Source organism: Brevibacterium sp. S22 (assembly GCF_004745485.1).
Classification (GTDB): Bacteria; Actinomycetota; Actinomycetes; order Actinomycetales; family Brevibacteriaceae; genus Brevibacterium.
Genome location: NZ_RHFG01000009.1, coordinates 86,092 through 110,357, shown reverse-complemented (window position 1 = coordinate 110,357; position 24,266 = coordinate 86,092). Strand labels below are relative to the sequence as shown.

The following is a 24,266-nucleotide window of genomic DNA, read 5'->3' as shown; positions in this document are numbered from 1 at the left end:
TCCCGGGGACAAGTAATCCAGGCCACAGCTTCACCGCTGAAACGGCTGTGCCGGATACGCCAATCGCACGACAGGACACAGAAGTCATGGCAACACAGAAGCACACTCAGGCCCGGGTGGCGTTCGCGACGATCGTGGGCACGAGCATCGAATGGTACGACTATTTCCTCTATGCGGCGGCCTCGGGGCTGGTCTTCAACCAGCTCTTCTTCGGCCCGCTCGGTTCGACCATGTCGACGATGGTCGCGTTCGCGACGGTCGGCATCAGCTTCCTTTTCCGCCCCTTGGGCGCCTTCCTCGCCGGCCACTACGGCGACAAGCTCGGCCGCCGAGTGGTCCTCATCATCACCCTCATCGCCATGGGTGCAGCAACGGCTCTCATCGGCTTCCTGCCGACCTTCGAATCTGCGGGCGTCCTGGCCCCGATCCTGCTCATCGCGCTGCGCATCATCCAGGGAATCTCAGCCGGCGGCGAATGGGGCGGAGCCGTTCTGCTCGCCGTCGAACATGCCGATGAGAAGTCGCGCGGACTGCGCGGATCCTTCCCGCAGATCGGGGTGTCCATCGGACTCCTGCTGTCTTCGGGCGTACTTGCCCTGATGACCTCGATCGCCCCGGGCGACGCCTTCCTCGAATGGGGCTGGCGGGTGCCGTTCTTCCTCTCCATCGTCCTCGTCTTCATCGGCTACTGGATCCGCCGCGGAGTCGAGGAATCCCCCGTCTTCCACGAGATCGCAGAGCGCAAGGAGCAGGTGACGAACCCTCTGGGCCGTCTGCTCAAGAACCACTGGCTGCTCGTCATCCTCGCCTCGCTGGTCTTCATGGGCAACAACGCCGCCGGCTATATGACCACCGGCGGATACATCCAGAACTACGCCACGGACCCGGCAGGCCCCATCGGCCTCGAGCGCGGTCCCGTGCTCTGGGCCGTCGCCGCCTCGGCGGTGTCCTGGCTGATCTTCACGATCATCGCCGGGACCGTCTCGGACAGGATCGGGCGCCGGACCACCTACATCCTCGGCTGGGTGCTCCTGCTCATCGGCATCGTCAGCCTGTTCCCGCTGGTCAACACCGGTTCGGTGGGTATGCTCCTGCTCGGACTCGTCGTCCTGACAGTCGGCCTGGGCTTCACCTACGGTCAGCAGCCGGCCATGTACGCCGAGCTGTTCCCTTCCAGCGTCCGCTTCTCCGGAGTCTCGGTCTCCTACGCGATCGGGTCGATCCTCGGCGGCGCCTTCGCTCCGACGATCGCCAAAGCCCTGGTCTCAGCAACGGGAACGACCACCTCAGTGGCGGTGTACCTGGGCGTCGTCGCCGCACTCGCACTCGCAGCGACGCTGCTGCTGCGTGACCGCACCGGAATTCCGCTGGGCCCCGACCACGAGGACGAGCAGGCGGTGAGCCCGATCATCGGGATGGGATCGCGCGCGCATCTGACCAGCTCGAACGGTGACCGGGACAACTCCGGCACCACCAGATCGTATATGAACTGATAGCATTCGAATATCACGACGACGTGTCAAGAACCGGAGGTTGACATGCATTTCCATCAGAACGGCTACGTGTCCGCGGACCCGCGGATCGAAGAAGCCGCCGGCTGCGGGATCGAGCGCAGTGAGGATCTGCCCGATGAGGTCGATGTCCTCATCGTCGGCAGCGGTCCTGCGGGGATGATCGCAGCGGCTCAGCTCTCGCAGTACGCGCACGTAAACACGCGGATGATCGAGAAGCGGGATTCGCGGCTGGTCATCGGTCAGGCCGACGGCATCCAGGCCCGTTCTGTCGAGACCTTCCAGGCGTTCGGCTTCGCCGAGGAGATCATGCGCGAGGGCTATCACATCACGGAGATGTCCTTCTGGAATCCGGATCCGGAGAACCCCGAGCACATCATTCGCACCGGTCGGCCGAAGGACGACGAGCACGGGATCAGCGAATTCCCGCACCTCATCGTCAACCAGGCGCGCGTACTCGACTACTTCGCACAGTTCGCTGTCCAGTCCCCCGGGAGGATCACCCCGGACTACGGGATCGAGTTCGTCGACCTCGCCGTCGACGCGGACGCCTCGGCCGCCTCGGCGAAGGACCATCCGGTCTCGGTCACGGTCCGTTACACCGCGGGCGAACGCACCGGTGAGGAACGGACCATCCGTGCAGGGTACGTCGTCGGCTGCGACGGAGCCAGGTCGAAGGTGCGGTCGGCGATCGGGCGGACGATGACCGGTGATCAGGCCAATCATGCCTGGGGTGTGATGGACGTGCTCGCGAACTCCGACTTCCCCGATATCCGCACCAAATGTGCGATCTCGTCGAAGCACGGCAATATCCTCCACATCCCCCGCGAAGGCGGGCACCTGTTCCGAATGTACGTCGACCTCGGCGAAGTTCCCGAGGATGACGCCCGGAAGGTGCGGTCGACGAGCATCGACGAGATCATCGATCGTGCCAATGCGATCATCGCGCCCTACAGCATCGATGTGAAGAACGTGGCCTGGCATTCGGTCTACGAGGTCGGGCACCGGCTCACGGATGCCTTCGACGACACGGATGAGACCGATCCGGCTTCGCCGTGTCCGCGCGTGTTCATCACCGGCGATGCCTGCCATACGCACTCGGCGAAGGCCGGTCAGGGAATGAACGTGTCGATGCAGGACGGCTTCAATATTGCGTGGAAGCTCGGTCAGGTCATCTCCGGTCGGTCCTCGACGGAGCTGCTGCGAACCTACTCGGCCGAACGTCAGGTGGCGGCGAAGAACCTCATCGAGTTCGACAAGGAATGGTCGACGCTCATGGCGACTCCGCAGGAGGAGCTGCCGGACAAGACCTACCTCGAGGACTTCTACGTCAAGACTGCGGAGTTCCCCGCGGGGTTCATGACCGAGTACACGGAGTCGATGATCACGACGCCGCCGACGCACCAAGAGCTCGCGGCCGGTTTCCCGATCGGCAAACGGTTCAAGTCGGCTCGTGTCAAGCGCAGCTGCGATGCGAACTTCGTCCACCTCGGGCACGAGGCTCGTGCCGATGGTCGCTGGCGGGTCTACGTCTTCGCCGATCGTGCCGCACCGATCATTGGCGACTCCGCAGCTGGCGACTCCGCCGGCCGCGGCGAGTCGAAAGCGGCGGCACTGGCTGCGTGGCTCGAATCGGATCCCGCCTCTCCGCTGGTCGCCTACCGCCGGGAAGGTGAGGATCTCGACGCCCTCGTCGAACTCAGCGTCATCTACCAGCAGGAACACAAAGAGTTCGCGTTCCCCGATGTGCCGACGGTCTTCCGCCCGCACGTCGGAGCCTTCGATCTCGAATACGTGGAGAAGATCTACGCGACTCTGCCGGAGGAGGACATCTTCGAGGTCCGCAAAATCAGTCGTGATGGTGCCGTCGTCGTGGTCCGCCCCGACCAGTACGTCTCGGGAGTCTTCCCGTTGGATGCGCATTCGGAAATCGGCGACTACTTCGCGGGAGTCTTCGAACCCGTGCAGTGAGTTCGCCGTTCAGCATTCCCGGGCGGTGAGGACCGCCACCCACGGCGGACGCGGCACTCAGCGACGGGTTCGGTTGCCGCGCCGCCGAGGGGTGATTCTGGGCTCCGCGAAAACACTCCGGCTGTCTGAATCTTCGGCATCCCACATGAGCATGGGCGGCTGGCCGGACTGTCACCGGCACGCCCCTGGCCTCACGCCGTGGGACCAGGGCGTTTGGCCATGCAGCGTTTGATTCGTTCGCGGCGGTGACGATTCTGTTGAGACGCGGCGACCAGTCCACAGATTCCTGAGGTGAAGAAGAGGACGCTCCCGAGCACCCAGAAACCGAATCCTGCCGCAGGATAGGCGACTTCCATGCCACCTGTGGGCATGCCGTCGGCGGTCTGTCCGTCCCACATCATGATCGGCGGATCGGCGACCATCTGCAGCAGGTGCAGACCCAGCACCGTGCCCAGGACGATGGCCGCAATCGACCACCATTTCGATGCGGACAGCAGCCAGGCAGTGAACGCGGTTGTGAGGATGATGATCCAGAGCGCGAGGTAACCCGGATTGAGATCATTCATGTCGATCGGGGAGAACCCGAGAGACGTCACACGGATCCGCATCGATCCGGTCCCGCCGCTGTCGAGGACAGGCACGAAGATCGTGATCGCCCAGCAGGCCACCGACCCCAACGGGAGCACACGTGCTGCGAGGTTGAGACTACGCCCTCGTGCGGTCGTCAGTCGTGTGTCTTCGTTCCTACCCGGCCTGTCCATAGACACGATTGTCTGCAGTAATCGTGTGACGGGTGTTCCCGCGTTGTTCCAGATCCGACACGCAGCCTCGGCTCAGTCCGGTCCGAAGACCACCTTCACCAGTTCCTTCTCGACCGGGCTGGTTCTGCAGTCCGCCGCGGTCGGTCGCCGGTGTGAATTGCGTCTGCGCCAGTCAGCGATCTTCTCCGCACGCGTGCAGTATCTCGGCGGCAGCTGCTCAGGCAGTACGAAACTCGGGACGATCGGCTGGAATTCGATCGGAGGGTCCTCCGTTGTGGTCGGCGACTCGTCTCGCTCCGGTTCGAGGAATCGGGAGAACGCTTGCCGCCAATCGGCCTGTGGCGGCGAATCTCCGGGCTCGGACACTGCTTCGGGGCGCGGGAACCGCATGCGGCGGACCACCGCAGGTGTGGCCACGTCGTAGGATCGCCCACTCGGTGTGGTGACCCGCAGTCCCTCCGCGGTGGCTTCGTGCCTCCATCCGGGGTGTTCTTTCGCGTAGTTGCAGGATGCGCACAGTCCTGAACCGTTCTCCCAGGTGGTCGCCCCACCTGATGCGACCGGTCGAGCGTGGTCGGCATGACGGATCGGGGCATCACACCACGGGGTCCGGCATACATCGTCGCGGTAAGTGATCATCTGCCGCAGTCGGCCGGTGAACTCTCGGCTCTTCGCGTCCATTCCGACCAGCTGTCCGTCATCGGGACGGGTGAAGATCCTGCTGATGAACGTCTCCGCCTCGTTCGCGGCAATGAATTCCCGCGCCGTCTTCGCCGGCAGCGGCCCGAACCCGGGCAGCCAAGCCGGCACCAATCCGTCGGAGAGCAGGGATTCGGCCTCGACGAGCAGGTGGATCTCCGCGGGCACCGCCGTTGCGCTCGATTGGCCGCTGAGTCGTTCGACAAAGGTGTCGGCGAGCACCTGCTGGCGATTCCGTCCACCTGCATCACCGGCGACAGTGATCGACTCGGCGCCGGCCCGGAGGCTCTCATAGGCGGCGACGGCCTGTGGAAGCGGCAGGATCGCGGAGATCCTGGCCATGCCGTCATCGATCACGGTGAGGTTCACGCGACGATTGGTCGCGGCCTTCGCTGCCCGCTTTGCTGCCGCCTCAGCGTCCATCTCCGCACTGAGTGCACGCACCTCGGCACGCAGGCTGCGCAGCCCGGTCGGTTCCAGACTGCGCTTCATCCGCGTATCGACCTTGCGCCGATCGGCATCGGCGAGGACCGCGGTCTCGTCGACCATGATTCGTGCCTTGTCTTCGGAGATCTCCCCCTTGGCCAAGGCTTTGAAGGTATTGGGCAGCCCGACGACGATCGTGCGGGCGGTGCTGAGGAACTTCCTGCCCGATCCGGGCGAGACCTTCTTCGCCAATCCGACTTCGTCGCCGGCGCGTCTGCCGCAGTCGATCACGGGCACCCGGTTGAGCCGGTCCCGTTCGATGCGCAGCGCTTCGAAGGCCACCGCCTCCTTGGTCTGTGCCGCGACGACAGCTGACTTGAGCTCTTCGAGCGCTGTGATCCGCGCCAGCGTCTCCGCCTCGGTGTCACCCTGGTCGAGGCCGCGCAGGAACTCACCGAACCGAGTGATCTCGGTCAGTGCTGCGGAATCCTCCATCGGATCCCGGACGAAGTCGGTGTCCATATGAAGACCGTACTGCGCGGCACTGACGTAGAGAATGTTAAAGACAGGTTCCCGGTGTGACCCAGGCACTGACTGACCCACCAATGGCGTCCTTCTCGTGATCAGTCCACCGGGAATTCTGTCGCCCACCGAAGAGAACCAGCCGGTGGGGACATGACCTTATAGGAGCGTGACTCCGCGACCACGGAGTCTCGTCTACGTCCTGTCTGCCCGACCGACTGGCCCTCGCCCCACCAGTCCAATGGAAGAGGCAGACACCATCATGACAGCACCAGAGACGAATGTGTACGCCGGCATCGACACCCACCAGAACACCAACCACGTCGGCATCATCAACGAAGTCGGCAAGAAACTCGGTGATAGAGAATTCCCCACCACCAGCACCGGCTACCGGGCACTGCTCGACTTCATCCTCACATTCGGCGCCATTATCGCCATCGGTATCGAAGGCACCGCCTCCTACGGGGCTGGAATCACCGCCTACCTGCGCACCCACAACATCACCGTCAAGGAAGTCATCCGCCCCAACAGGCAAACCCGACGCGGCGGGAAGTCCGACCCCATCGACGCCTACTCCGCGGCGAAGACCGTCGCCGCCGACGCCGATGACCTCCCCGTCCCGAAACTCCTCGGCGGGACGGTCGACGGCATCCGCATGCTGCTGAAAGCCCGGACAACGGCGGTCAAGGCCCGCACAGCTGCCACCACGCAGATCATCCACTTCCTCACCACCGCACCCGCCACGATCCGGGAGCAATACGCCGGACTGACAGGCGATGACCTCCACGCTGCTCTCCTCGGAACTCGGCCGGCAGCAGGTGACCATCTCGGGATCGCCCTCCACCGGCTGGCGCGTCGGATCGAGTTCCTCGCCGACGAGATCGACACCGCTCATGCCCAGCTCGATGCCCTCACCAAGGACGTCGCCCCCGCACTGGCAGCGGCGAAGGGCATCGGCGCGATCTCGGCTGCGAAGCTGCTCGTCACGGCGGGCGAGAACCCGGAACGGATCACGTCGAAGGCCGCGTTCGCGGCCCTGTGCGGGACCAGTCCGTTGCAAGCATCATCAGGGAAGACGAACCGCCACAGACTCAACCGGGGTGGTGACCGGCAAGCCAACAGTGCGCTCTATGACATCGTGAAAGTTCGCATGTCCTACGATCTGCGCACCAAGGAGTACGTGGCGCGTCGGACAGCAGAGGGGAAGTCGAAGAAGGAGATCATGCGGTGCTTGAAACGCTACGTCGCCGACGAAGTGTATTCCCTGATCACCAACCCACCAGCCGTGCCTGCCATTGACGATCTACGGCCGTTACGGCAATCGAAGAAGATGAGTCTTAAGACCGTTGCCGAGCATTTCGGCACATGGGCAATCACGATCTCGCGGCTCGAACGTGGGCTGGCTCGTAATGACGAGTTCGTTGATGAGTACCGCAAATATCTGCTCGAAACCGTTTGACATCTATAGGAGCATCACGACATTCGCGACGGCTGGATCAACCAGCGTTATTCCTGGTCAGAAACCTTGATTGGTCGCCCGAGTCAGCACCCCGTCCCGGTCACCCGACCGAGCCGGTCACCCGACGCCGCGCTGGATGCGGTTGAGGACCATGTCCATGGCGACGATGTTGTGTCCGCCGTCGGGGATGATGATGTCGGCATTGCGCTTCGAGGGTTCGACGTAGAGCTCGTGCATCGGTTTGACCGTGCCCAGGTACTGGTCCTCCACCGACTGCAGGGTCCGGCCGCGGTCGACGACATCGCGTTTGATTCGGCGCAGCAGACGCACATCGGCGTCGGTGTCGACGAAGAGTTTGATGTCGAGCAGCTGACAGATGCGCGGTTCGGCGAAGATGAGGATGCCCTCGACGATGATGACCGATGCAGGCTCGACCAGCGTGGTCTCATCGCTGCGGTTGTGGATCGAGAAGTCGTAGACCGGGCTTTCGACCGCCTCCGAGTTCCGCAGCGCGGTGAGGTGGTCGACGAAGAGGTCGTTGTCGAAGGCGTCGAGGTCGTCGTAGTTGACCTTTTCGCGCTCCTCATAGGTGAGTTCGTCGCGCCGTTTGTAGTAGTTGTCGTGGAAGAGCACCGACGGCGGGCCCTCACACTTATCCAACAGCGCCTGAGTCAGCGTCGTCTTTCCGCTGCCGGTTCCGCCGGCCACGCCCACAACCAAAGTCTCCACGCCACAAATATAGACCACGACCCTCGCCGAGGCGGCTCCCGGCCTACGCACTCACCCGAGGCTGCGCGTCAGCTGGGTCCACAGCTCCTGGTCGAAGCGCCGCCTGCCCAGCAGACCGGCCATATGCCTGACCGCATTGTCGACCTTGCCGCGCCAGACTTCGATCGCCGTCTTCGCATCCGCCCGGCTGAGTGCCCGGAAAATGGCCCGATCATCGCTGACGATGCGATCGCTGGCTGGCGAATAGTCGAGCTGGAGGATGGAGATGAACAGCCGCAGCCGCAGAGTCAGAGCTTCAAAAGCACGAGCCGATTCCCGCAGCCCCGAAGCGCGGGCCAGCTCCTGTTGGAAATGCAGGTCGGCGTCCTCGACATCGATTCCGCTGCGGGTGGGCGCGGAGGCCTCGACCTGCCGCAGGGCCAGCTGCACGGGCACGAGGTAGCGCTGCGGACGCAGAGCCAGGGACCTGAACACGACCTCCCCGACTGCCATGCGTGCGGCATAGAGGTCGAGCACGTCGACGGTCGTGATCAGCGGGATCCGTGCGCCTCCCCGGGATCCGTCGAGCAGTTTGTCATCGACCATCCGCCGCAGCGCCGCATCGACCGAGGCTCGGGGCACCTGCATACGGCGAGAGAGCAGGCGGGGATTGATCCGGTCACCGGGCTCGTAGCCGGAGTCGATGATTTCCTCGCGCAGCGCGATCGCAAGATGTTCGGTGATCGATCGGGTCTCTTTCGGCAGCCACGATGAGATCTCCATTGAGTCAGAACTCATGGAACTTCTCTGAGGCTCGAGCGGAACAGATTCGCGCCACAGCACTCCTTCGAGTCCGTGCCGGACACGTGCGGCGAGCAGATCGAGCAGGGACCCGGGGATGTCCTGACACTCGCCGAGGCGGCTCCTGAGAACTGCTGCGAACTCGTCGAAGTCCTGACACACTCTCACCCGGCCTCCCGCGTCGTCGGGCAACGCGCCCGGGACCTCGCCGAGGGGGTCGAAGACAAGGAAGTCACTGTCCCCATCGAGCAGTGCGAGCAGTTCGGCGGTGGGCACCTGCCGATGCTCGCTGTCGAAGCGCTGCGCCCACCTCTGGACTCCCGCGGTCCGCAGGGCCGCGGTGATTCCCGCGATGCGCCGTTGGATCCGTCGTGGCGGCACTGCGGCGGCCTCACCTCCCGCTTCACCAGCAACGACGCTGCGGATGCCGAGGATGACAAGGGGAAATCCGCTGGCGGCGAGAACGAGCTCCCTCCCGCCTGCCACCTCGGCGACGGGGAGGGTGAGAGCACGGACGGACCGGGCGACGATGCTCTGGCTCAGCCCCGTCGCCTCGGCCAGGGCACGGGTCGAATAGTCCCGCCCGGAGATCCGGGCACCCGCGGTCGCGACGAGGGCCTCAACGACCCGGTCGGCCGTCCCCTGGATCGGCGGACGTCCGCTGCGGGGACGATCCTCGAGGTCGGATCGGCTCGCCCACCGACGCAGGGTCGACGGTGATGCACCCGTGCGCGCAGCCGCCTCGGCGAGGGTCGACCTCGTCAGCAGCGCCACCGCGTCACGGCGGAACTCAACGGAGTACATTCCTCTATTCTAGTACTTCTGACTCAAACATTCTCTGGGATCGACTCCATCTCTTCACCCCCGGATTCCCGCGGCGCATACTGAACTCACACCCGAGCTCCACGGTCAGCGCCGATGCGTGAGAGCACCAACACCGAGCACCGAAGGAGCACAGTTGCTGCACACCGAAACCGACCTCGACACGCTCACTGCCCAGTCGATCGACACCGTTCGCCGGTGGCTGCGGGTGTCGACATCGATGACCACGGCGAAGAACCCCGCGGCCGAACGCCTCTCCGCCGTCCTCTCCGACGACAACGGCCTCGACTTCACCGTCGGGTTCGTCGATCGGGTCGTGCGCACCGATGACGTCCACGCCGCCGCCGACGCGCTGACCGAGGTCGGCAAGCTCGCTCCCCAGACGATGTCGTACCTCGACCGCGCACAGATCAAGGCCGGTGCCGCCCTGGCAAAGATCGCCCCGCAGGTCGTCGTGCCCGCCGCCCGCACCCGCCTGCGCCAGATGGTCGGTCATATGGTCGTCGACGCCCGGGACAAGCAGTTCGGCAAGGCCGTGGCCGCGCTCACCGCCGACGGTCACCGACTCAATATCAACCTCCTCGGCGAGGCCGTGCTCGGTGACGGCGAAGCCGACAACCACCTGGAACAGACCCACCGGCTGCTCGCCCGCGACGATGTCGACTATGTGTCGGTGAAGGTCTCCTCCGTGGCGTCGCAGATCTCGATGTGGGCCTTCGACGAAACCGTCGACTACGTCGTCGACCGCCTCCGCCCGCTCTACAGCCAAGCAGCGAAGGCCCCGACCGGTGCGAAGTTCGTCAATCTCGATATGGAGGAGTACCAGGACCTCGAGCTGACGATCGCGGTGTTCACGCGGCTGCTCTCCGAACCGGAGTTCAAGGATCTCGAGGCCGGAATCGTCATCCAGGCGTACCAGCCCGACGCGCTCGGTGCGGTGCAGCGGCTGAGCGAATTCGCTTCCCGCCGCGTCGAGAACGGCGGGGTCGGGATCAAGGTCCGCCTCGTCAAGGGTGCGAATCTCGCGCTGGAGACCGTGCATGCCGAAATCGCGGGCTGGCCTGCGACAACGTGTGATTCGAAGCAGTCCACGGACGCGAACTACAAGCGGGTCCTGCACTGGCTGTTCACCCCGGAGAGGATGAAGGGCCTGCGCATCGGCGTGGCCGGCCACAACCTCTTCGACATCGCCTTCGCCCACCATCTCTCCGTCGAACGTGCGGTGACCGAACGAGTCGAATTCGAGATGCTCCAGGGCATGGCCAGCGAGCAGGCCGCGGCCGTGACCGAGGACGTCGGGGACCTCCTCCTCTACGTCCCGGCCGTGCACCCGAAGGAGTTCGACGTCGCGATCTCCTACCTCGTGCGCCGCCTCGAAGAGAACTCGGCGAGCGAGAACTTCATGTCCGGCATCTTCGACCTGGCCAACGGCAACGACGTGTTCAAACGTGAAGCCGACAGGTTCACCGCGTCCGTCGCACAGCTCGAATCCATCATCGCCACCGATGGTGAGACCGCTCCGGAGCCGAACCGGACCCAGGATCGCGCCGCCGAGGCGGATTCCGCGGCCGCCGCGGCCGCCTCGGTGGTCCCCGAGCGCTTCTTCAATGAGCCCGACACGGATCCGGCCCTTCCTGCCAACCAGGAATGGGTGCGCACGATCATCGCCGAGGCGACCGCCCCCGGCTACCTCGATGACCGTCCGAACGCGCCCAAGGTCGAATCCGCGGCCGAGCTCGATGCGATGATCGCCCGCGGTCGCACCGCCGCTGCCGAATGGCGCGGACTCGGAGCCGCCGGACGTGCGGAGATCCTCCACCGGGCCGCGGACATCTTCGCTGCCCGTCGTGGTGAGTTCATCGCCGTGGAGGCCGCCGAGGTCGGCAAGATGCCGTCCCAGTCCGATCCCGAGGTGTCCGAGGCCATCGACTTCATCCGCTACTACGCGCTGAACTCGCTGGAGCTTGAGAACCTTGAGGGTGCGACATTCACCCCGGATGAGATGGTCGTCATCACTCCCCCGTGGAACTTCCCCATCGCAATCCCCACCGGCGGTACGGTGGCCGCACTGGCAGCCGGATCCGCGGTCATCCACAAGCCCTCGAAGCCCACACCGCACTGCTCGGCGCTCATCATCGACTGCCTGTGGGAGGCCGGCGTGCCGAAGGATGTGCTGCAGCTGTGCGCCCCGATCGAACGGGAGCTCGGTCAGCATCTCGTCTCGCACCCGGACGTCGACCGAGTCATCCTCACCGGTGCCTCGGAGACCGCGGCAATGTTCAAGTCCTTCCGGCCCGAACTCCACGTCAACGCGGAGACTTCCGGCAAGAACGCCCTGGTCATCACTCCGGCGGCAGACCGGGACCTCGCCATGGCCGACCTCGTGTATTCAGCTTTCGGCCACGCCGGGCAGAAGTGCTCGGCCGCCTCATTGGGAATCATGGTCGGATCGACCTACGATTCCGAGCGCTACCGCCGTCAGCTCATCGATGCCGCCTCGTCGATGGTCGTCGATTGGCCCTCGAACCTCGCGTCGACCATGGGCCCGCTGACCGAGGATCCCTCGGACAAGCTGCGTCGGGCACTGACGACGCTTGAGCCCGGCGAATCCTGGCTCCTCGAACCCAAGCAGCTCGACGATTCGGGGCGCCTTTGGAGCCCCGGGATCAAGGACGGGGTCAAGCCCGGTTCGTTCTTCCACCTCACCGAGGTCTTCGGTCCGGTGCTCGGACTCATGCATGCGAAGGATCTCGATGAGGCCATCGAGTTCCAGAATGCCGTGGATTTCGGCCTCACCGGCGGCATCCACTCACTCGACCCCGAGGAGGTCGCCACCTGGCTCGATCGCGTCGAAGTCGGCAACGCCTATGTCAACCGCGGAATCACCGGTGCGATCGTCCGACGTCAGTCCTTCGGCGGCTGGAAGCAGTCGTCGGTTGGGCTGGGATCGAAGGCGGGTGGCCCGAACTACCTCATGCTCTTCGGACACTTCACCGATTCCGGCGATCAGGACCTCGAGGCGGCGAAGGCCGACGACCGGCGCTGGTTCGACCGCGAATTCGGCGCGGCGAAGGACCACACGGGTCTGCGCGCGGAGGCGAACATCTTCCGCTACCGCCCCCGCCCGGTGACTCTGCGCGTCACGGCCGAGGCGAGCCTGTTCGACCTCGAACGGTCTCTGCATGCGGCGTCGACCGTGGGATCGACGGTGCAGCTGTCCGTCGCCGAGGATGTGCCCGCCGAGGTGAAGATCGCGGTGACGAATGCCGGTGTGCCTGCTCGCACCGAGACGGCTGCCGAGTTCGCCGAGATGGTCGCACAAGGTCGCTACGACGACACCGTGGGGGCGCGCATCCGCCTCCTCGGACGGTTCGAGGACGAGCTGCTGGCAGCGACCGCACCACGTCCGGAGGTCGCGATCATCGATGAGCCGGTGACCACTTCGGGCCGGGTGGAGCTGCGGTACTACGTGCAGGAGCAGGCGGTGTCGATGACGCTGCATCGCTTCGGCAACCCGAGCCGTGACTTCCACGAGCTCGCCGCCGCCCTCACCTCCTGAATTACTACCTGACGGCGGCTCAGCAACCTTGCGCGAGGTTGCTGAGCCGCCGTCAGGTAGTTCTGGGGGTTTCTCACAGTCTGCGGCGACCTCAGAACCAGTTCTGTTCGTCGGCGGTCAGCCAGCTGATCGGATTGACATTGCGGCCGTTCGACATGGCCACGGACAGAATGTTGGCGAGATATCGGTCTTCGGAGATCTCCAGCGGCCGGCCCGCGCTATCGCGGCTGCGGCGCAAGTGACGCAGCAGCGGGCGCCCGCGGGCGACGCCCAGGAGGGATGCGTCCTGCTGGCCGCAGACCGCAGCCGAGAAGACATGGTCGGCGCCGGCGAACACTATGCCGTGCTGTTGGGCGAGGCTCCGGCTGACCGAGGGCGCGTCATTGGGTACCTTCTCGACCAACTCGCCGAGGTGTTCGGGGTAGCTGGTCCTCTCGACCATGACCTTCTCCCCGTCGAGTAACCGTACGCGCAGCACCCGCAGCACACGTGCACGCGAGTCGACATTCAGTGCCGCGGCCGCTTCATCTCCCGCAATCCGCCAGCTCTGTTCGATGACGTGGCCACCGGGAGTGCGACCGTGTGCACTCGCCCATTGCGCGAAGCTGCGGAACTCCTCAGCCACTGCCGCCGGACGAGGTCTGCGCAGCACTGTCTTGCGAGCACCCCTGCGACCGCCCACTGTGCCCTCGCTGACGAGCAGTCGCAGAGCTTCGCGCACTGTTCCCGGCGCGACTTCGTACTCGGCGGCCAATGCTGCTTCGGACTCGACGCTCTGGCCCACTTGTCGCGTCCCGTTGCGAATCGATTCGCGAATCTGTTCCGCGATCTGTTCGTACCGCGCCCCGCTCGCTCCAAGCGGCTGCTGCTGCGACTCGGTCACACCCTCAGTCTCCTTCCAGTCCCGCCGACGTTCTCAGCACCGCATACGATGCTGTACATCTACGCTACCCCACGCCCTGCGCCGACGGCGGCACCAGGAACGCAATCACCTCATCCGTTTTGATTTCGCGGGATAGGCGAGCGATACATGTTCACCCACCTGGTGCTATCAGGTCACCTTCTGTTCACACCTCACTGGTGAGGATGTATTCGATATTGCATCCTCACTAGTGATCTAGGTTGTTTATCTGCCGCCAGTTCCCTATCGTGGATGTGGATCGAATCACCTCGAACGAGAACAACATGCGCTTGCGCACAAGTCCGAAAGGCGAGTACGACCATGCTCAAACACACACGAAAGGTCACCGCTGCCCTCGCACTGGGCGCTCTGGCAGCTCTGTCCGGCTGCGCTGGCAGCGGAGAATCCGAGGAATCCGCCAATTGGCGATCTGCGACGTCGGTCGAAGACGGCGGGGGCATGGATGCTCTCGTCGAGGCGGCTCAGGCGGAGGGATCGCTCAACGTCATGGGCCTCTACCCCGATTGGGCCAACTACGGTGGGCTGCTCGACGCGTTCGCGAAGAAGTACGACATCGAGGTCAACAACGACACTTCGACCGGCGCGAGCCAGGACCTCATCAACGCCGTCAAGAACAGGCAGGGGCAGGAGACCTCTCTCGACTATCTCGACACCGGCGAGTCCTTTGCCGTCGACGCTGCCGAAGAAGGTCTGCTCGCAGAGTATTACCCCGAAACCACCGATGACATCCCCGAGAACATGAAGTCACCGGACGGCACTTGGTTCAACCACCTCGGCGGGACCATGGCCATCGGCTGCGACGCCGAAGCGGTGAAGAAGTGCCCCACGAGCTTCGAGGAGCTGCTCGACTCGGCATACAAGGGCAAAGTTGCCATGCGTGGAAATCCGACGACGGGAGAAGCCGGTTTCATGGCCGTCGTCGCGGCATCGCTGGCCAACGGCGGCTCGCTCGATGACATACAGCCGGGCATCGACTACTTCGCAGAGCTCTCGGACAAGGGCAATCTCGTTCCAACCGAGGTCGAGGCCGGAACATTCGAGACCGGCGAGACGCCGATCGCCATCAATTGGGACTACCTGCTCCTGCAGTGGGCGGACGACCTCGATGACTCCGGAGTCGACATGTCGATCTCCATCCCGTCAGACGGCACTGTCGCCTCCTACTACGCGGCATCGGTCAACGACGATGCACCGCACCCTGCCGTCGCACGCCTGTGGCAGGAATTCGTCTTCAGCGACGAAGGACAGAATCTGCTGCTCAAAGGCTATGTCAAGCCCGGCAGGCTCGACGCCATGGTCGACGCCGGCACAGTCGATGACGATTCACTGTCGAAGCTCATTGATGACGCTGTCGAAAACCCTGCGCCGCAACCGACTCAGAAACAGCAGGATTCGCTGCAGAAGGTCCTGGCCGACAATTGGGCGAAAGCCATCGGATGACCGCAGCACCGCTGTCGCACACCGGTGGACCGGCCGGAGAAGATCCCTCTCCGGCCGGTCCACGGCGCAAACGAACTCCCTCACCGGCGTGGACGGCGTTGACGCCGATCACCGTCATCATCGTGCTGTTCTTCGTGATCCCGATCGTCGGAATGGTGGCGACATCGTTTCTCGTCCCCGGCAGCGAACCGGGCACGAAGACCTTCGGCCTCGACAATTACACCGCACTGGGCTCGGGTTCGCGCTCGATGGCCCTGGGCAACAGCCTGCTGCTGTCATTCACCGCGGCCACTGTGGCCGCAGTCTTCGGCGGCATCTGCGCCTGGGCGATCTCGACCGTGAAGTCGACGATCGTCGACTCCATCACCGCAGTCATCTCCAGCGTGTTGGCCAACGACGGAGGCGTCCCCCTGGCGTTCTCCTTCATCGTTGCAGTCGGCAACACCGGATACTTCACCGCGCTGATCACAGCGGTCGATTCGACGTTCACGCTCTACAGCGTCAAGGGTCTGATCCTCATGTACCAATACTTCCTCATTCCCACGATGATCCTGCTCACGCTGCCCAGCTTCGTCGCGCTCAGACAGCAGTGGCGTGAGGCCAACACCTCCTTGGGCGGCACCGATCTGACCTTCTGGCGCCGAGTCGGACTGCCGGTGATCACCCCCGCTCTGTTGGGCGCCTGGCTGCTGCTGTTCGGCTCTGCCTTCGGCACTCACGCCTCGGCGGCGGTGCTCATCGGCACAGGCGGCTTTCCTCTCATCCCACTCGAGATCGCCGGCCAGCTCGCAGGCTCTGCCGCCACCGGCGGAGAAGGGGTGGCTATGGCCCTGGGTGTGACGACGGGAGCGATCGCCGTCATCGTCCTCATCGCCTTCAATGCCCTGACGAAGAGGAGCGCCAAGTGGCTCAACACCTGAACAGCTCCCCGCGGATGAGGAGGTTCTTGGCATGGCTGCCACTGGTGGCCCTGGCGATCTTCATCCTCACACCCCTGCTGAGTTCGCTGGCATACTCGTTCTTCCGTGCCGACGGAAGCTTCACCACATCCGGGCTCACCGGCCTGGCCGACTCCGGAAAGATCGTGGCCCCGCTGACGCGCAGCCTCATCGTGTCCGTGCTCGCTGCCGTCATTCTCGTGGTCACGTTAGTTCCCGCTGTCGTCGCGGTTCATCTCTGGGCGCCTCGGCTGCGATCGGTGCTCAGCATCCTGTGCACCCTTCCGCTGGTCGTCCCGGCGATCGCGATCGTCGCCGGACTCTCAACGGTTCTGCGCAGCCTCGCATCCCAGGGGCGCGGCAGCCTCGGCATGCAGCTGAACACCATGCTGCAGTCCCAGGACCTGCCGCTCGTGCTCGTGGGCACCTACGTCATCCTGTGCTTGCCCTTCACCTTCCGGTCGATCGATGCCGGGCTGTCCACTCTGCCGCTGCGCACCCTCTTCGAATCCTCGTCGATCCTCGGCGCCGGACTCGGCACCACGTTGCGTCGGGTCATCATCCCCAATATCCGCGGACCGGTGATGTTCTCCCTTTTCTTCACTTTCGCTCTGTCTATTGCGGAATACACGGTGGCAGCGACCCTGTCGATCAACACCCTGCCGGTCTTCCTCAACACGCTCTCGAGCACGAACTTCCGCGGTTCGATCACGCTGTCAGTGCTGCTCAACCTCACCACCTGGCTGCTCTTGGCCGCTGCGACGGTGAGCGCATCACGCTTCGGGCACCGACCGAACGCTGTGAGCGAAGACGACGAGACCGAGGCCGACGACCCGGCCGCCGCCTCAAGAAAGGACGCTGTGACCTCATGACCACTTTTGATCGCACTCGACCATCGCCCTCGGGCATCGAACAGTCGAGCGAGCCCGAGTCCGTGCGCTTCGAGCACGTGGACAAGTCCTATGGCAGCACCGAGGTGCTCAAGGACTTCAACATCGACATCGAGGCCGGCAGCATGGTCAGTTTCCTCGGCCCTTCGGGCTGCGGCAAGACGACGACCCTGCGCATCCTCGCCGGTTTCGAACCGGTCAATGGAGGCGACGTGCTCGTCGGCGGCGAATCCGTGCTCAAGCTGCCGCCGAACAGCCGGGACATGGGCATGGTGTTCCAGAGCTACAGCCTGTTTCCCAACCTCAGTGTCAGCGACAACATCGAATATGGTCTGCGGATCCGCAAGGTCGATGCCGGAGCACGGCGCGGACGCACCGAGGAGCTCCTCGAGATCTGCGGACTGTCCGGCATGGGCACCCGTTTCCCGCACCAGCTCTCGGGTGGACAGCAGCAGCGTGTGGCTCTGGCCCGCGCATTGGCCACCCAGCCGAAGGTCCTGCTTCTCGACGAACCGCTGTCGGCGCTCGACGCCTCGGTCCGTTCCTCCCTGCGTGATGAGATCCGTCGGGTGCAGCAGGCGCTGGGCACCACGACGGTATTCATCACCCACGATCAGGGAGAGGCTCTGGCGATCGCCGACCGAGTGGCCGTGATGAACGACGGCAGGATCGAGCAGTACTCCGCCCCTCACGAGGTGTACGCCTCCCCCGCCACCGCCTTCGTCGCCCGATTCGTCGGATCGATCAATGAGTTCGCCGTCGACCGCGATTGGACGATCAGGGACCGCCTGCCAGTCGAACCCACACCCGATGACACCGTCTTCGTCCGGCCCGAGAACCTCTCGATCACCGCAGCACCGGATGGCTTCCTCGAGGTCAAGCACAGCACCTACACCGGTGAGCGCACAATGGTCCACCTCGGGCTCCCCGGGGACCACAGTCCCCAGTGGTCGGCGTCGCTGGCCTCTGCCGAAGCCGATGCCATGTGTCCGGGACTGCGCATCGACGCATCCGTCACCGCCGAGCCCGCGCTGCGCCTGGACCGCAACAACGCCGAAGGACTCCCCGCATGAGCGACTCCATCACCGGCTTCTCCGGTGCCGTCTTCGACTGCGACGGAATCCTCGTCGACTCCGAAGCCCCCTGGATCGAGCTGATGGGAGATTACCTGGAGTCGATGGCCGCAGATGGCATCGCTGCCGAGGGGCTTCGCGGTCTCACTGCAGCCGAAGCCGTGGCTCGACTGCAGCAGGTGTATGAGAGCCTCGGCTCCCCCAGCCATGTCCGACCCCCGACAGCAGAGGAGGTCGACCGTGCCTACAGTGTTGCTCTGGAACACGTCGCCGCTCCCATGCCCGGGGCTCCCGAACTCGTGGCGGCACTGTCCGGCAGCATCCCGATCGCTGTGGCCAGCAACGGACGCAGCGACGATGTGTGCGGCCTCCTCGAACGCGCGGGCATGCTCGACTTCTTCGACACGATCATCACGATCGACGACGTCATCCAGGGCAAGCCCTCGCCGGACCCCTATCTTCTGGCCGCACAGCGACTTGGCTTGGCCGCCTCGGCGGTGGTCGCCTTCGAAGACTCACCGGTGGGTTCCCGAGCAGCTCACACGGCCGGATGCACCGTGATCGGAGTCAACAGCGATCCCAGCATCGAACTGGCCGGCGAGGTGCGACTGCGGCACTTCGCCCAGCTGCACTTCGACTCCCGAACCCGCACGCTCCTCGTCGACTCCGACTACTGACCACCCCGCCGATGCCGATCATTGGAGAAGATCCCATGCCCGCTGAGACCACATTCACCCTACAGACATGGAACGTCTGGTACGGCGGTCGAGAAGTCGACTTCGGCCAGGAGAAACAGTACGCAATCGCTGCGCAGTTCCCGGCCGACATCCTGGCACTGCAGGAGTGCTGGGGCAGCGCCGCAGAGAAGTTGGCCCCGAAGCTCCTTGCGGACCTTGCGCAGCGCGGATGGGACACAGGCGTGCTCAGCACCGGACAGCTGACTGCAGTGGACACCAGCACGCAGCCCTACGCCCAGGCCGCACTCGTGCGCCCCTTGCCGGACTCGCCGCGGGTCCTCGTCTGGTCCGTCCACCTCGCACCGTACCCGTATGCGGTCTACCGAGCGCTGCAGGGTGAGGGCCAAGAGGTTGCCGATGCAGAGGAGGCTCCGCGACTGCAGCAGATCGAAGACATCCTCTCCGAGACTGCCCGCATCTGCGATGAGGTCGATGAGGCCGACCTGCCCGTCGTCATCTGCGGTGATTTCAACACACCGTCCACCGGGGATTGGGCGGCGCGTACGGACCGTCCCGATATCGCCTGGCGCTCCCCCGACGCACTGCTGTCAGCCGGATTCACCGACACCTTCCGCGCGATCCACCCCGACCCCGTCGCCGCGCCGGCCGATACCTGGTCGCCGATCGAACCGCTCACCCATGCCGGCCATGAAGAGAAGCCCGAACCGGGTCGCACCGACGGTGCCGAACCTCGTGATCGCATCGATTTCATATTCTCCCGCGGCCTCGACATCATCGACAGCGTGGTGCGCGGCTGTAGTGCCGAAAGCCGAGAAGAAGACGGGTTCGTCGATGTGGGCGGCCGCTGCGAGCTCATCCCGAACCAACGGCAGAACCGCTTCCCGTCCGATCACCAGCTGGTTGAGACGCGGTTCGCTTTCCGCGGCTGATCGGATCCCTGTAGGAGAGACACAGCGGATGCGCTTGATGACGGCACAGAATCCGAAGCCGTAGTACAGTCAGTTCACATCGTATTCACATGATCGACACCGTTGTCGACGTGTATCCGGATATCGTGCAAGAGATTGCGCCGCGATCCGTGCGCTGTGATCTGTCCTCATGAAAGGCCCCTATGAACGTCTCCAAGACGGCGTCGTCCTGCGCAGCGCTCGGCCTCGCGGCCGCTCTCATCCTCCCCGCCGGTCCGGCGGACGCGGTGTCTCGCTTCGCCGCCGCCGGCGACACCCACATCTCCGAAATCGCCTACTCCATCGACACGGACTTCATCGAGATCGCTGCCGAACCCAGCGCCGACATCTCCGGATGGACCTTCGGTTCGGTCACCCGCGGCGGCAGCGTTCAAGCACAAGAGAACACCGTCACCGCGCCGGAGAACACGACGGTCGGCGACTCCGGGGCGTTGGCCGTCGAAGTGCCGATCACGAACTCCGTCAAGGCCGGGTCGGCCGCCGACGGAGAGTACGGGTCGAGCGCCTTCGTCGTCGACGAATCCGGCGCGCTCATCGACTTCCAGCAGATCGGCGGCACCGTCGACGGCAAGGGAGTCACCGGCGCCAAGAACACCTTCACCCCTGCCCCCGTCACCGACCAGGAGGCTGAACCCACCGGCGCGACCGCCTCGGGCGGAGACTCGATCCAACTCGTCGGCGACACCTGGACGTCCGCCGCGCCCACCCCGAACGCCCTCCCCGGCGGCGACGACGGAGACAACGACGGCGGAGACGGCGAGAGCCCCGAAGGCGTCACCCCGATCGCCGACGTCCAGGGCACGGGCGAGGAAAGCCCGCTGCAGGGCGAGACGGTGACCACCCGCGGCATCGTCACCGCCGCGTACCCCGAAGGCGGACTGAACGGCTACTACATTCAGACCCCTGGCACCGGCGGAGCCGATCACGCGACGGACGCCGCCTCCGACGGCATCTTCGTCTACTCCCCCGACACCGTCGCCGACGTGAACATCGACGACCACGTCGAGATCACCGGCAAAGTGTCCGAACACTACGGACAGACCCAGATCTCCGTGTCCGACAGCGGGCTGACCACACTCGACGAACCCGCCGAGGCTGTCAAACCCGTCGAAGGCGCCTTCCCCACCGGCGACGAGAAGCGCGAATCCCTCGAAGGCATGCTCCTCCAGCCCGGCGAAGCGCTGACCGTCGCGGACAACTACAACACGAACACCTACGGTGAGGTCGTCCTGGCCATCGGCGAGGGCACCCTCGGCCAGCCCACCGACGTCCACCGCCCCGGCAGTCCCGAAGCAACGGCACTGGAGGAGGAGAATCTCGACCGTGAGGTCGTCCTCGACGACGGCGCCACCGTGGACTTCCTCAAATCCGACAAGAACGTGTCGCTGCCCTACCTGAACAAGGACGCCCCTGTCCGCGTCGGTGCGAAGGCCTCGTTCACCTCGCCGGTGGTGCTCGGCTTTGATCACGAGAAGTGGCGGTTCCAGCCGACCACCCGTTTGACCGGGGACAATGCCGTGACGGTCCAGCCGACCACGTTCACAAACACTCGCAGCGACTCCCCTGAATCCGTAGGCGGGCAGGTCAGCCTCTCGAGCTTCAACGTCCTCAACTACTTCACCACGACCGGCGACCAGCTCGACGGGTGCGAGTACTACGACGACCGCGACGGCAACCACATCACTGTCCGCGGCGGCTGCGATGCCCGCGGCGCCGCGAATGCCGAGAGCCTCAAGCGACAGGAGGCGAAGATCGTCACCGCAATCAACAAGCTCGATGCGTCGGTGGTCTCACTCATGGAGATCGAGAACTCCGCTGCGTTCGGCGATGACCGCGACGACGCTCTGAAGATCCTCGTCGATCGCCTCAACGAGGCGGCTGGGTCCGAGAAGTGGGCGTTCGTCCCCTCCCCTGACGCGGTCCCCGCCGATGAGGACGTCATCCGAACCGCGCTGATCTATCAGCCCGCCGAGGTGGCCCCGCAGAGCGAATCGACGATCCTTGAGGATCAGGATGCGTTCTCCAACGCCCGCGAACCCCTGTCCCAGGCGTTCGCGCCGAAGGACTCCTCCGGCGAGGTGGAGAAGGACAAGACCTTCGTGACGGTCTCGAATCACTTCAAGTCCAAGGGTTCGGGCGAAGGACCGGGCAATGAGGACAGTGGTGACGGTCAGGGTGCGTCGAACGCCGACCGCGTCAAGCAGGCGAAGGCGCTCGTCGACTTCGCCGGAGACCGGCAGAAGGCCGCGGGCGGCGACTACGTCTACCTCCTCGGCGACTTCAACTCGTACACGCAGGAGGATCCGATGCAGGTCTTCTACGAAGCCGGCTTCAAGGATGTCGCCGCGGAGAAGACGGATAAGTCGACTTACGTCTACGGTTCGCGCACCGGCAGTCTCGACCATGTGCTCGCCCTCGATTCCTCGGGTGCGAACGCACAGAGCACCGGCACCGAGGCGGCCCTGCCTTCCAGCGGATTCGACGCGATCACCGGGGCCGATGTCTGGAACATCAACTCCGTGGAGGCGCTGGCCCTCGAGTACAGCCGCTTCAACTACAACGCAGCCGATCTCTTCGCAGCGGACCAGTTCCGTGCCTCCGACCACGATCCCGTGATCGTCGGGCTCTTCGACGAGGACTCGGACGATGGGGGCTCTGACTCGGACGGTGCCGATGCCGGAAGCTCGGCCGCCGGTGCAACCGCCGACTCCGATGCCGGCGGCTCGAACGCCGGCTCTGACAGTGACAGTGCGAGCAACGGTGGCTCGAGCGACGGCGGCTCCGACAGCGAAGCGGGAGGCAATCTGCCCCGGACGGGCACCGACCCGACGGTGATGATGGCGATCGCTGCCGGACTCATCGTGATCGGCGCGAGCGTCGTCTTCCTCGTCCGCCGACGCCGCCTGGGCTGAGCCACCGAAAACGACTCAGTCGCTGACGGCGACCTTCCCGACCATGAGCACCCGCGCGGTGCGGAACAGGGAGGTCGCCGTCGCCGTCTTCGCTTCGTCGTCCCACACCGCCGAGGCGGTCACCACTCCGGATGGTGTGCCCAGTCGCACCTCGGGGCCGGTCCAGTCGGGATTGCTGCGTTCGATGATGCACCGGACGAACGAATCGCGATCGGGCAGCAGCGCGGCCGCGGCCAGGCACATCGCGGCGGTTCCCGGCACAGCCTTGTGGGCTTGCTCCATCGAGATGACGCGGACGAGGATGTCGACGTCGGAGGCCGGAAGCTCGGTGCCGTCGAGGAGTCTCGTCGACTGCGGATTGCTGACGATCGCAACCTTGGGTACGACCTGGGGTGCCGTCTCCGGGGTCTCGCACAGCCCCATGCGCACAGCTGCCTTCCGCCGCAGCTCGTCGATGAGCCGCATCGTCGGAGCGCTGGCGTCGATGGCCTCCGGCGTTTCCGTGCCGTGAAGCATCACCAGCGATGACGATACGACGACCAGCGGCAGGGTCGCATCGACGAGCGTGGCCTCGAACCTCGCACCGCCCACCGCGAACTCTTCGCGTGCCACTCCGGACGGCAGCAGTGCACCGGTCCGGCTGCCGGCAGGGTCGGGGTAGATGAGTTCGATCGGGACTCCCGTGTCGCTGACTCCGGGCAGCACCAGTTCTCCCTCGACAGCGGCCTGCCCGTCGACCACATTCAGACCGACGTCGACGAACTTCGACGTGTTCGTGTTGAACAGGCGGAACACGTGCCACCCGTCGGCGGCCGTAACCAAACCGGCCGACAGCGCGAACGGCACGACACCCGACGACAGATTTCCGCAGTTGCCGGAGTAGTCGACGGTCGCCTCGGCGATGGCGACCTGCCCGAACGTGTAGTCGAGGTCGGCGCCCTCCCGCGTCGAAACGGACACGATCATGACCTTCGACAGGGAGGAGATGCCTCCGCCCATCCCGTCGAGCTGCCGGCCGAAGGAGTCCGGGGATCCCATCGCCGAGGTGAACACGGCATCCCGCTCGGAAGTGTCGCCGTCCTCCCTCAGTGCGGGCAGCGCATCCTCCCGGAAGAACAGTCCCTTGCTCGTGCCGCCGCGAACGAATGCGGCCTCGATCCAGCGAGTCATGGAGCCAGACTAGCCG

17 protein-coding genes are annotated in these 24,266 nt (G+C 64.8%); 11 read left to right on the top strand and 6 right to left on the bottom strand.

Features of this window, described 5'->3' with window-relative positions; translation table 11 throughout:
* Positions 1-86: 86 nt before the first annotated feature.
* Together EB835_RS10040 and EB835_RS10035 are read left to right on the top strand one after the other, a co-directional pair.
* Positions 87-1,493, top strand: a complete 1,407-nt coding sequence (locus EB835_RS10040) for an MFS transporter (RefSeq protein WP_135809325.1) — start codon at positions 87-89, stop codon at positions 1,491-1,493.
* Positions 1,494-1,538: 45 nt separating this feature from the next.
* Positions 1,539-3,482 carry an FAD-binding monooxygenase gene (locus tag EB835_RS10035; protein ID WP_135809324.1) on the top strand — a complete coding sequence of 648 codons (1,944 nt, stop codon included), beginning with the start codon at positions 1,539-1,541 and terminating at the stop codon, positions 3,480-3,482.
* Between the two features lie 191 nt (positions 3,483-3,673).
* Here EB835_RS10035 and EB835_RS10030 read toward each other — a convergent pair whose 3' ends face one another.
* The gene (locus EB835_RS10030) at positions 3,674-4,243 is read right to left on the bottom strand and encodes a hypothetical protein (protein ID WP_135809323.1); all 570 of its coding nucleotides are present in this window, start codon (positions 4,241-4,243) and stop codon (positions 3,674-3,676) included.
* 72 nt (positions 4,244-4,315) lie between these two features.
* Positions 4,316-5,890 carry an HNH endonuclease gene (locus EB835_RS10025; protein WP_135809322.1) on the bottom strand — a complete coding sequence of 525 codons (1,575 nt, stop codon included), beginning with the start codon at positions 5,888-5,890 and terminating at the stop codon, positions 4,316-4,318.
* 262 nt (positions 5,891-6,152) lie between these two features.
* Between EB835_RS10025 and EB835_RS10020 the strand changes: the two genes are divergently transcribed.
* Entirely contained in the window at positions 6,153-7,349 is a 1,197-nt protein-coding gene (locus EB835_RS10020) for an IS110 family RNA-guided transposase (RefSeq protein ID WP_135809321.1), read from the top strand.
* Positions 7,350-7,466: 117 nt separating this feature from the next.
* Here the strand turns inward: EB835_RS10020 and udk are convergent, their stop codons facing one another.
* A complete protein-coding gene (udk, locus tag EB835_RS10015) occupies positions 7,467-8,078 on the bottom strand; it encodes a uridine kinase (RefSeq protein WP_168216690.1) in 612 nt (203 codons plus the stop codon).
* Positions 8,079-8,129: 51 nt separating this feature from the next.
* On the bottom strand, positions 8,130-9,662 hold the full coding sequence (locus tag EB835_RS10010; protein WP_135809320.1) for an FCD domain-containing protein: 1,533 nt from the start codon (positions 9,660-9,662) through the stop codon (positions 8,130-8,132).
* Between the two features lie 154 nt (positions 9,663-9,816).
* Between EB835_RS10010 and EB835_RS10005 the strand changes: the two genes are divergently transcribed.
* Positions 9,817-13,239, top strand: a complete 3,423-nt coding sequence (locus EB835_RS10005) for a proline dehydrogenase family protein (RefSeq protein ID WP_135809319.1) — start codon at positions 9,817-9,819, stop codon at positions 13,237-13,239.
* A gap of 91 nt (positions 13,240-13,330) precedes the next feature.
* On the opposite strand, the gene EB835_RS10000 is transcribed toward EB835_RS10005, so the two are convergent.
* On the bottom strand, positions 13,331-14,122 hold the full coding sequence (locus EB835_RS10000; RefSeq protein WP_135809318.1) for a GntR family transcriptional regulator: 792 nt from the start codon (positions 14,120-14,122) through the stop codon (positions 13,331-13,333).
* A 339-nt stretch (positions 14,123-14,461) separates the two neighbouring features.
* On the opposite strand from EB835_RS10000, the gene EB835_RS09995 reads away from it, so the two are divergent.
* The 7 genes from EB835_RS09995 to EB835_RS09965 all read left to right on the top strand — a co-directional run bounded on the left by EB835_RS09995 (position 14,462) and on the right by EB835_RS09965 (position 23,080).
* Positions 14,462-15,601 (top strand): extracellular solute-binding protein, encoded by a 1,140-nt coding sequence (locus EB835_RS09995; RefSeq protein ID WP_135809317.1) that lies wholly within the window; start codon positions 14,462-14,464, stop codon positions 15,599-15,601.
* On the top strand, positions 15,598-16,521 hold the full coding sequence (locus EB835_RS09990; RefSeq protein ID WP_205749910.1) for an ABC transporter permease: 924 nt from the start codon (positions 15,598-15,600) through the stop codon (positions 16,519-16,521). The genes EB835_RS09995 and EB835_RS09990 overlap by 4 nt, the downstream gene beginning before the upstream one ends.
* A gap of 26 nt (positions 16,522-16,547) precedes the next feature.
* Entirely contained in the window at positions 16,548-17,411 is an 864-nt protein-coding gene (locus EB835_RS09985; protein ID WP_168216689.1) for an ABC transporter permease, read from the top strand.
* A complete protein-coding gene (locus tag EB835_RS09980) occupies positions 17,408-18,502 on the top strand; it encodes an ABC transporter ATP-binding protein (RefSeq protein WP_135809315.1) in 1,095 nt (364 codons plus the stop codon). The genes EB835_RS09985 and EB835_RS09980 overlap by 4 nt, the downstream gene beginning before the upstream one ends.
* Entirely contained in the window at positions 18,499-19,179 is a 681-nt protein-coding gene (locus EB835_RS09975) for an HAD family hydrolase (RefSeq protein WP_135809314.1), read from the top strand. Before EB835_RS09980 ends, EB835_RS09975 begins: the two co-directional genes overlap by 4 nt.
* A 35-nt stretch (positions 19,180-19,214) precedes the next feature.
* Positions 19,215-20,129: an endonuclease/exonuclease/phosphatase family protein gene (locus EB835_RS09970; protein ID WP_168216688.1), complete on the top strand. Its 915-nt coding sequence runs from the start codon at positions 19,215-19,217 to the stop codon at positions 20,127-20,129.
* Positions 20,130-20,311: 182 nt separating this feature from the next.
* On the top strand, positions 20,312-23,080 hold the full coding sequence (locus EB835_RS09965; RefSeq protein ID WP_135809312.1) for an ExeM/NucH family extracellular endonuclease: 2,769 nt from the start codon (positions 20,312-20,314) through the stop codon (positions 23,078-23,080).
* A gap of 15 nt (positions 23,081-23,095) precedes the next feature.
* Here EB835_RS09965 and EB835_RS09960 read toward each other — a convergent pair whose 3' ends face one another.
* Positions 23,096-24,250: a PrpF domain-containing protein gene (locus EB835_RS09960; protein ID WP_135809311.1), complete on the bottom strand. Its 1,155-nt coding sequence runs from the start codon at positions 24,248-24,250 to the stop codon at positions 23,096-23,098.
* Between the last annotated feature and the right edge of the window lie 16 nt (positions 24,251-24,266).

Bases quoted from the DNA above. Each gene is read 5' to 3' on its own strand.
- EB835_RS09975 (WP_135809314.1), top strand. From the start codon at position 18,499: ATGAGCGACTCCATCACCGGCTTCTCCGGTGCCGTCTTCGACTGCGAC.
- EB835_RS09970 (WP_168216688.1), top strand. From the start codon at position 19,215: ATGCCCGCTGAGACCACATTCACCCTACAGACATGGAACGTCTGGTAC.
- EB835_RS09965 (WP_135809312.1), top strand. From the start codon at position 20,312: ATGAACGTCTCCAAGACGGCGTCGTCCTGCGCAGCGCTCGGCCTCGCG.
- EB835_RS10025 (WP_135809322.1), bottom strand. From the start codon at position 5,890: ATGGACACCGACTTCGTCCGGGATCCGATGGAGGATTCCGCAGCACTG.
- EB835_RS09990 (WP_205749910.1), top strand. From the start codon at position 15,598: ATGACCGCAGCACCGCTGTCGCACACCGGTGGACCGGCCGGAGAAGAT.
- EB835_RS09980 (WP_135809315.1), top strand. From the start codon at position 17,408: ATGACCACTTTTGATCGCACTCGACCATCGCCCTCGGGCATCGAACAG.
- EB835_RS10020 (WP_135809321.1), top strand. From the start codon at position 6,153: ATGACAGCACCAGAGACGAATGTGTACGCCGGCATCGACACCCACCAG.
- EB835_RS10040 (WP_135809325.1), top strand. From the start codon at position 87: ATGGCAACACAGAAGCACACTCAGGCCCGGGTGGCGTTCGCGACGATC.
- EB835_RS10030 (WP_135809323.1), bottom strand. From the start codon at position 4,243: ATGGACAGGCCGGGTAGGAACGAAGACACACGACTGACGACCGCACGA.
- EB835_RS09995 (WP_135809317.1), top strand. From the start codon at position 14,462: ATGCTCAAACACACACGAAAGGTCACCGCTGCCCTCGCACTGGGCGCT.
- EB835_RS09960 (WP_135809311.1), bottom strand. From the start codon at position 24,250: ATGACTCGCTGGATCGAGGCCGCATTCGTTCGCGGCGGCACGAGCAAG.
- EB835_RS10035 (WP_135809324.1), top strand. From the start codon at position 1,539: ATGCATTTCCATCAGAACGGCTACGTGTCCGCGGACCCGCGGATCGAA.
- EB835_RS10010 (WP_135809320.1), bottom strand. From the start codon at position 9,662: ATGTACTCCGTTGAGTTCCGCCGTGACGCGGTGGCGCTGCTGACGAGG.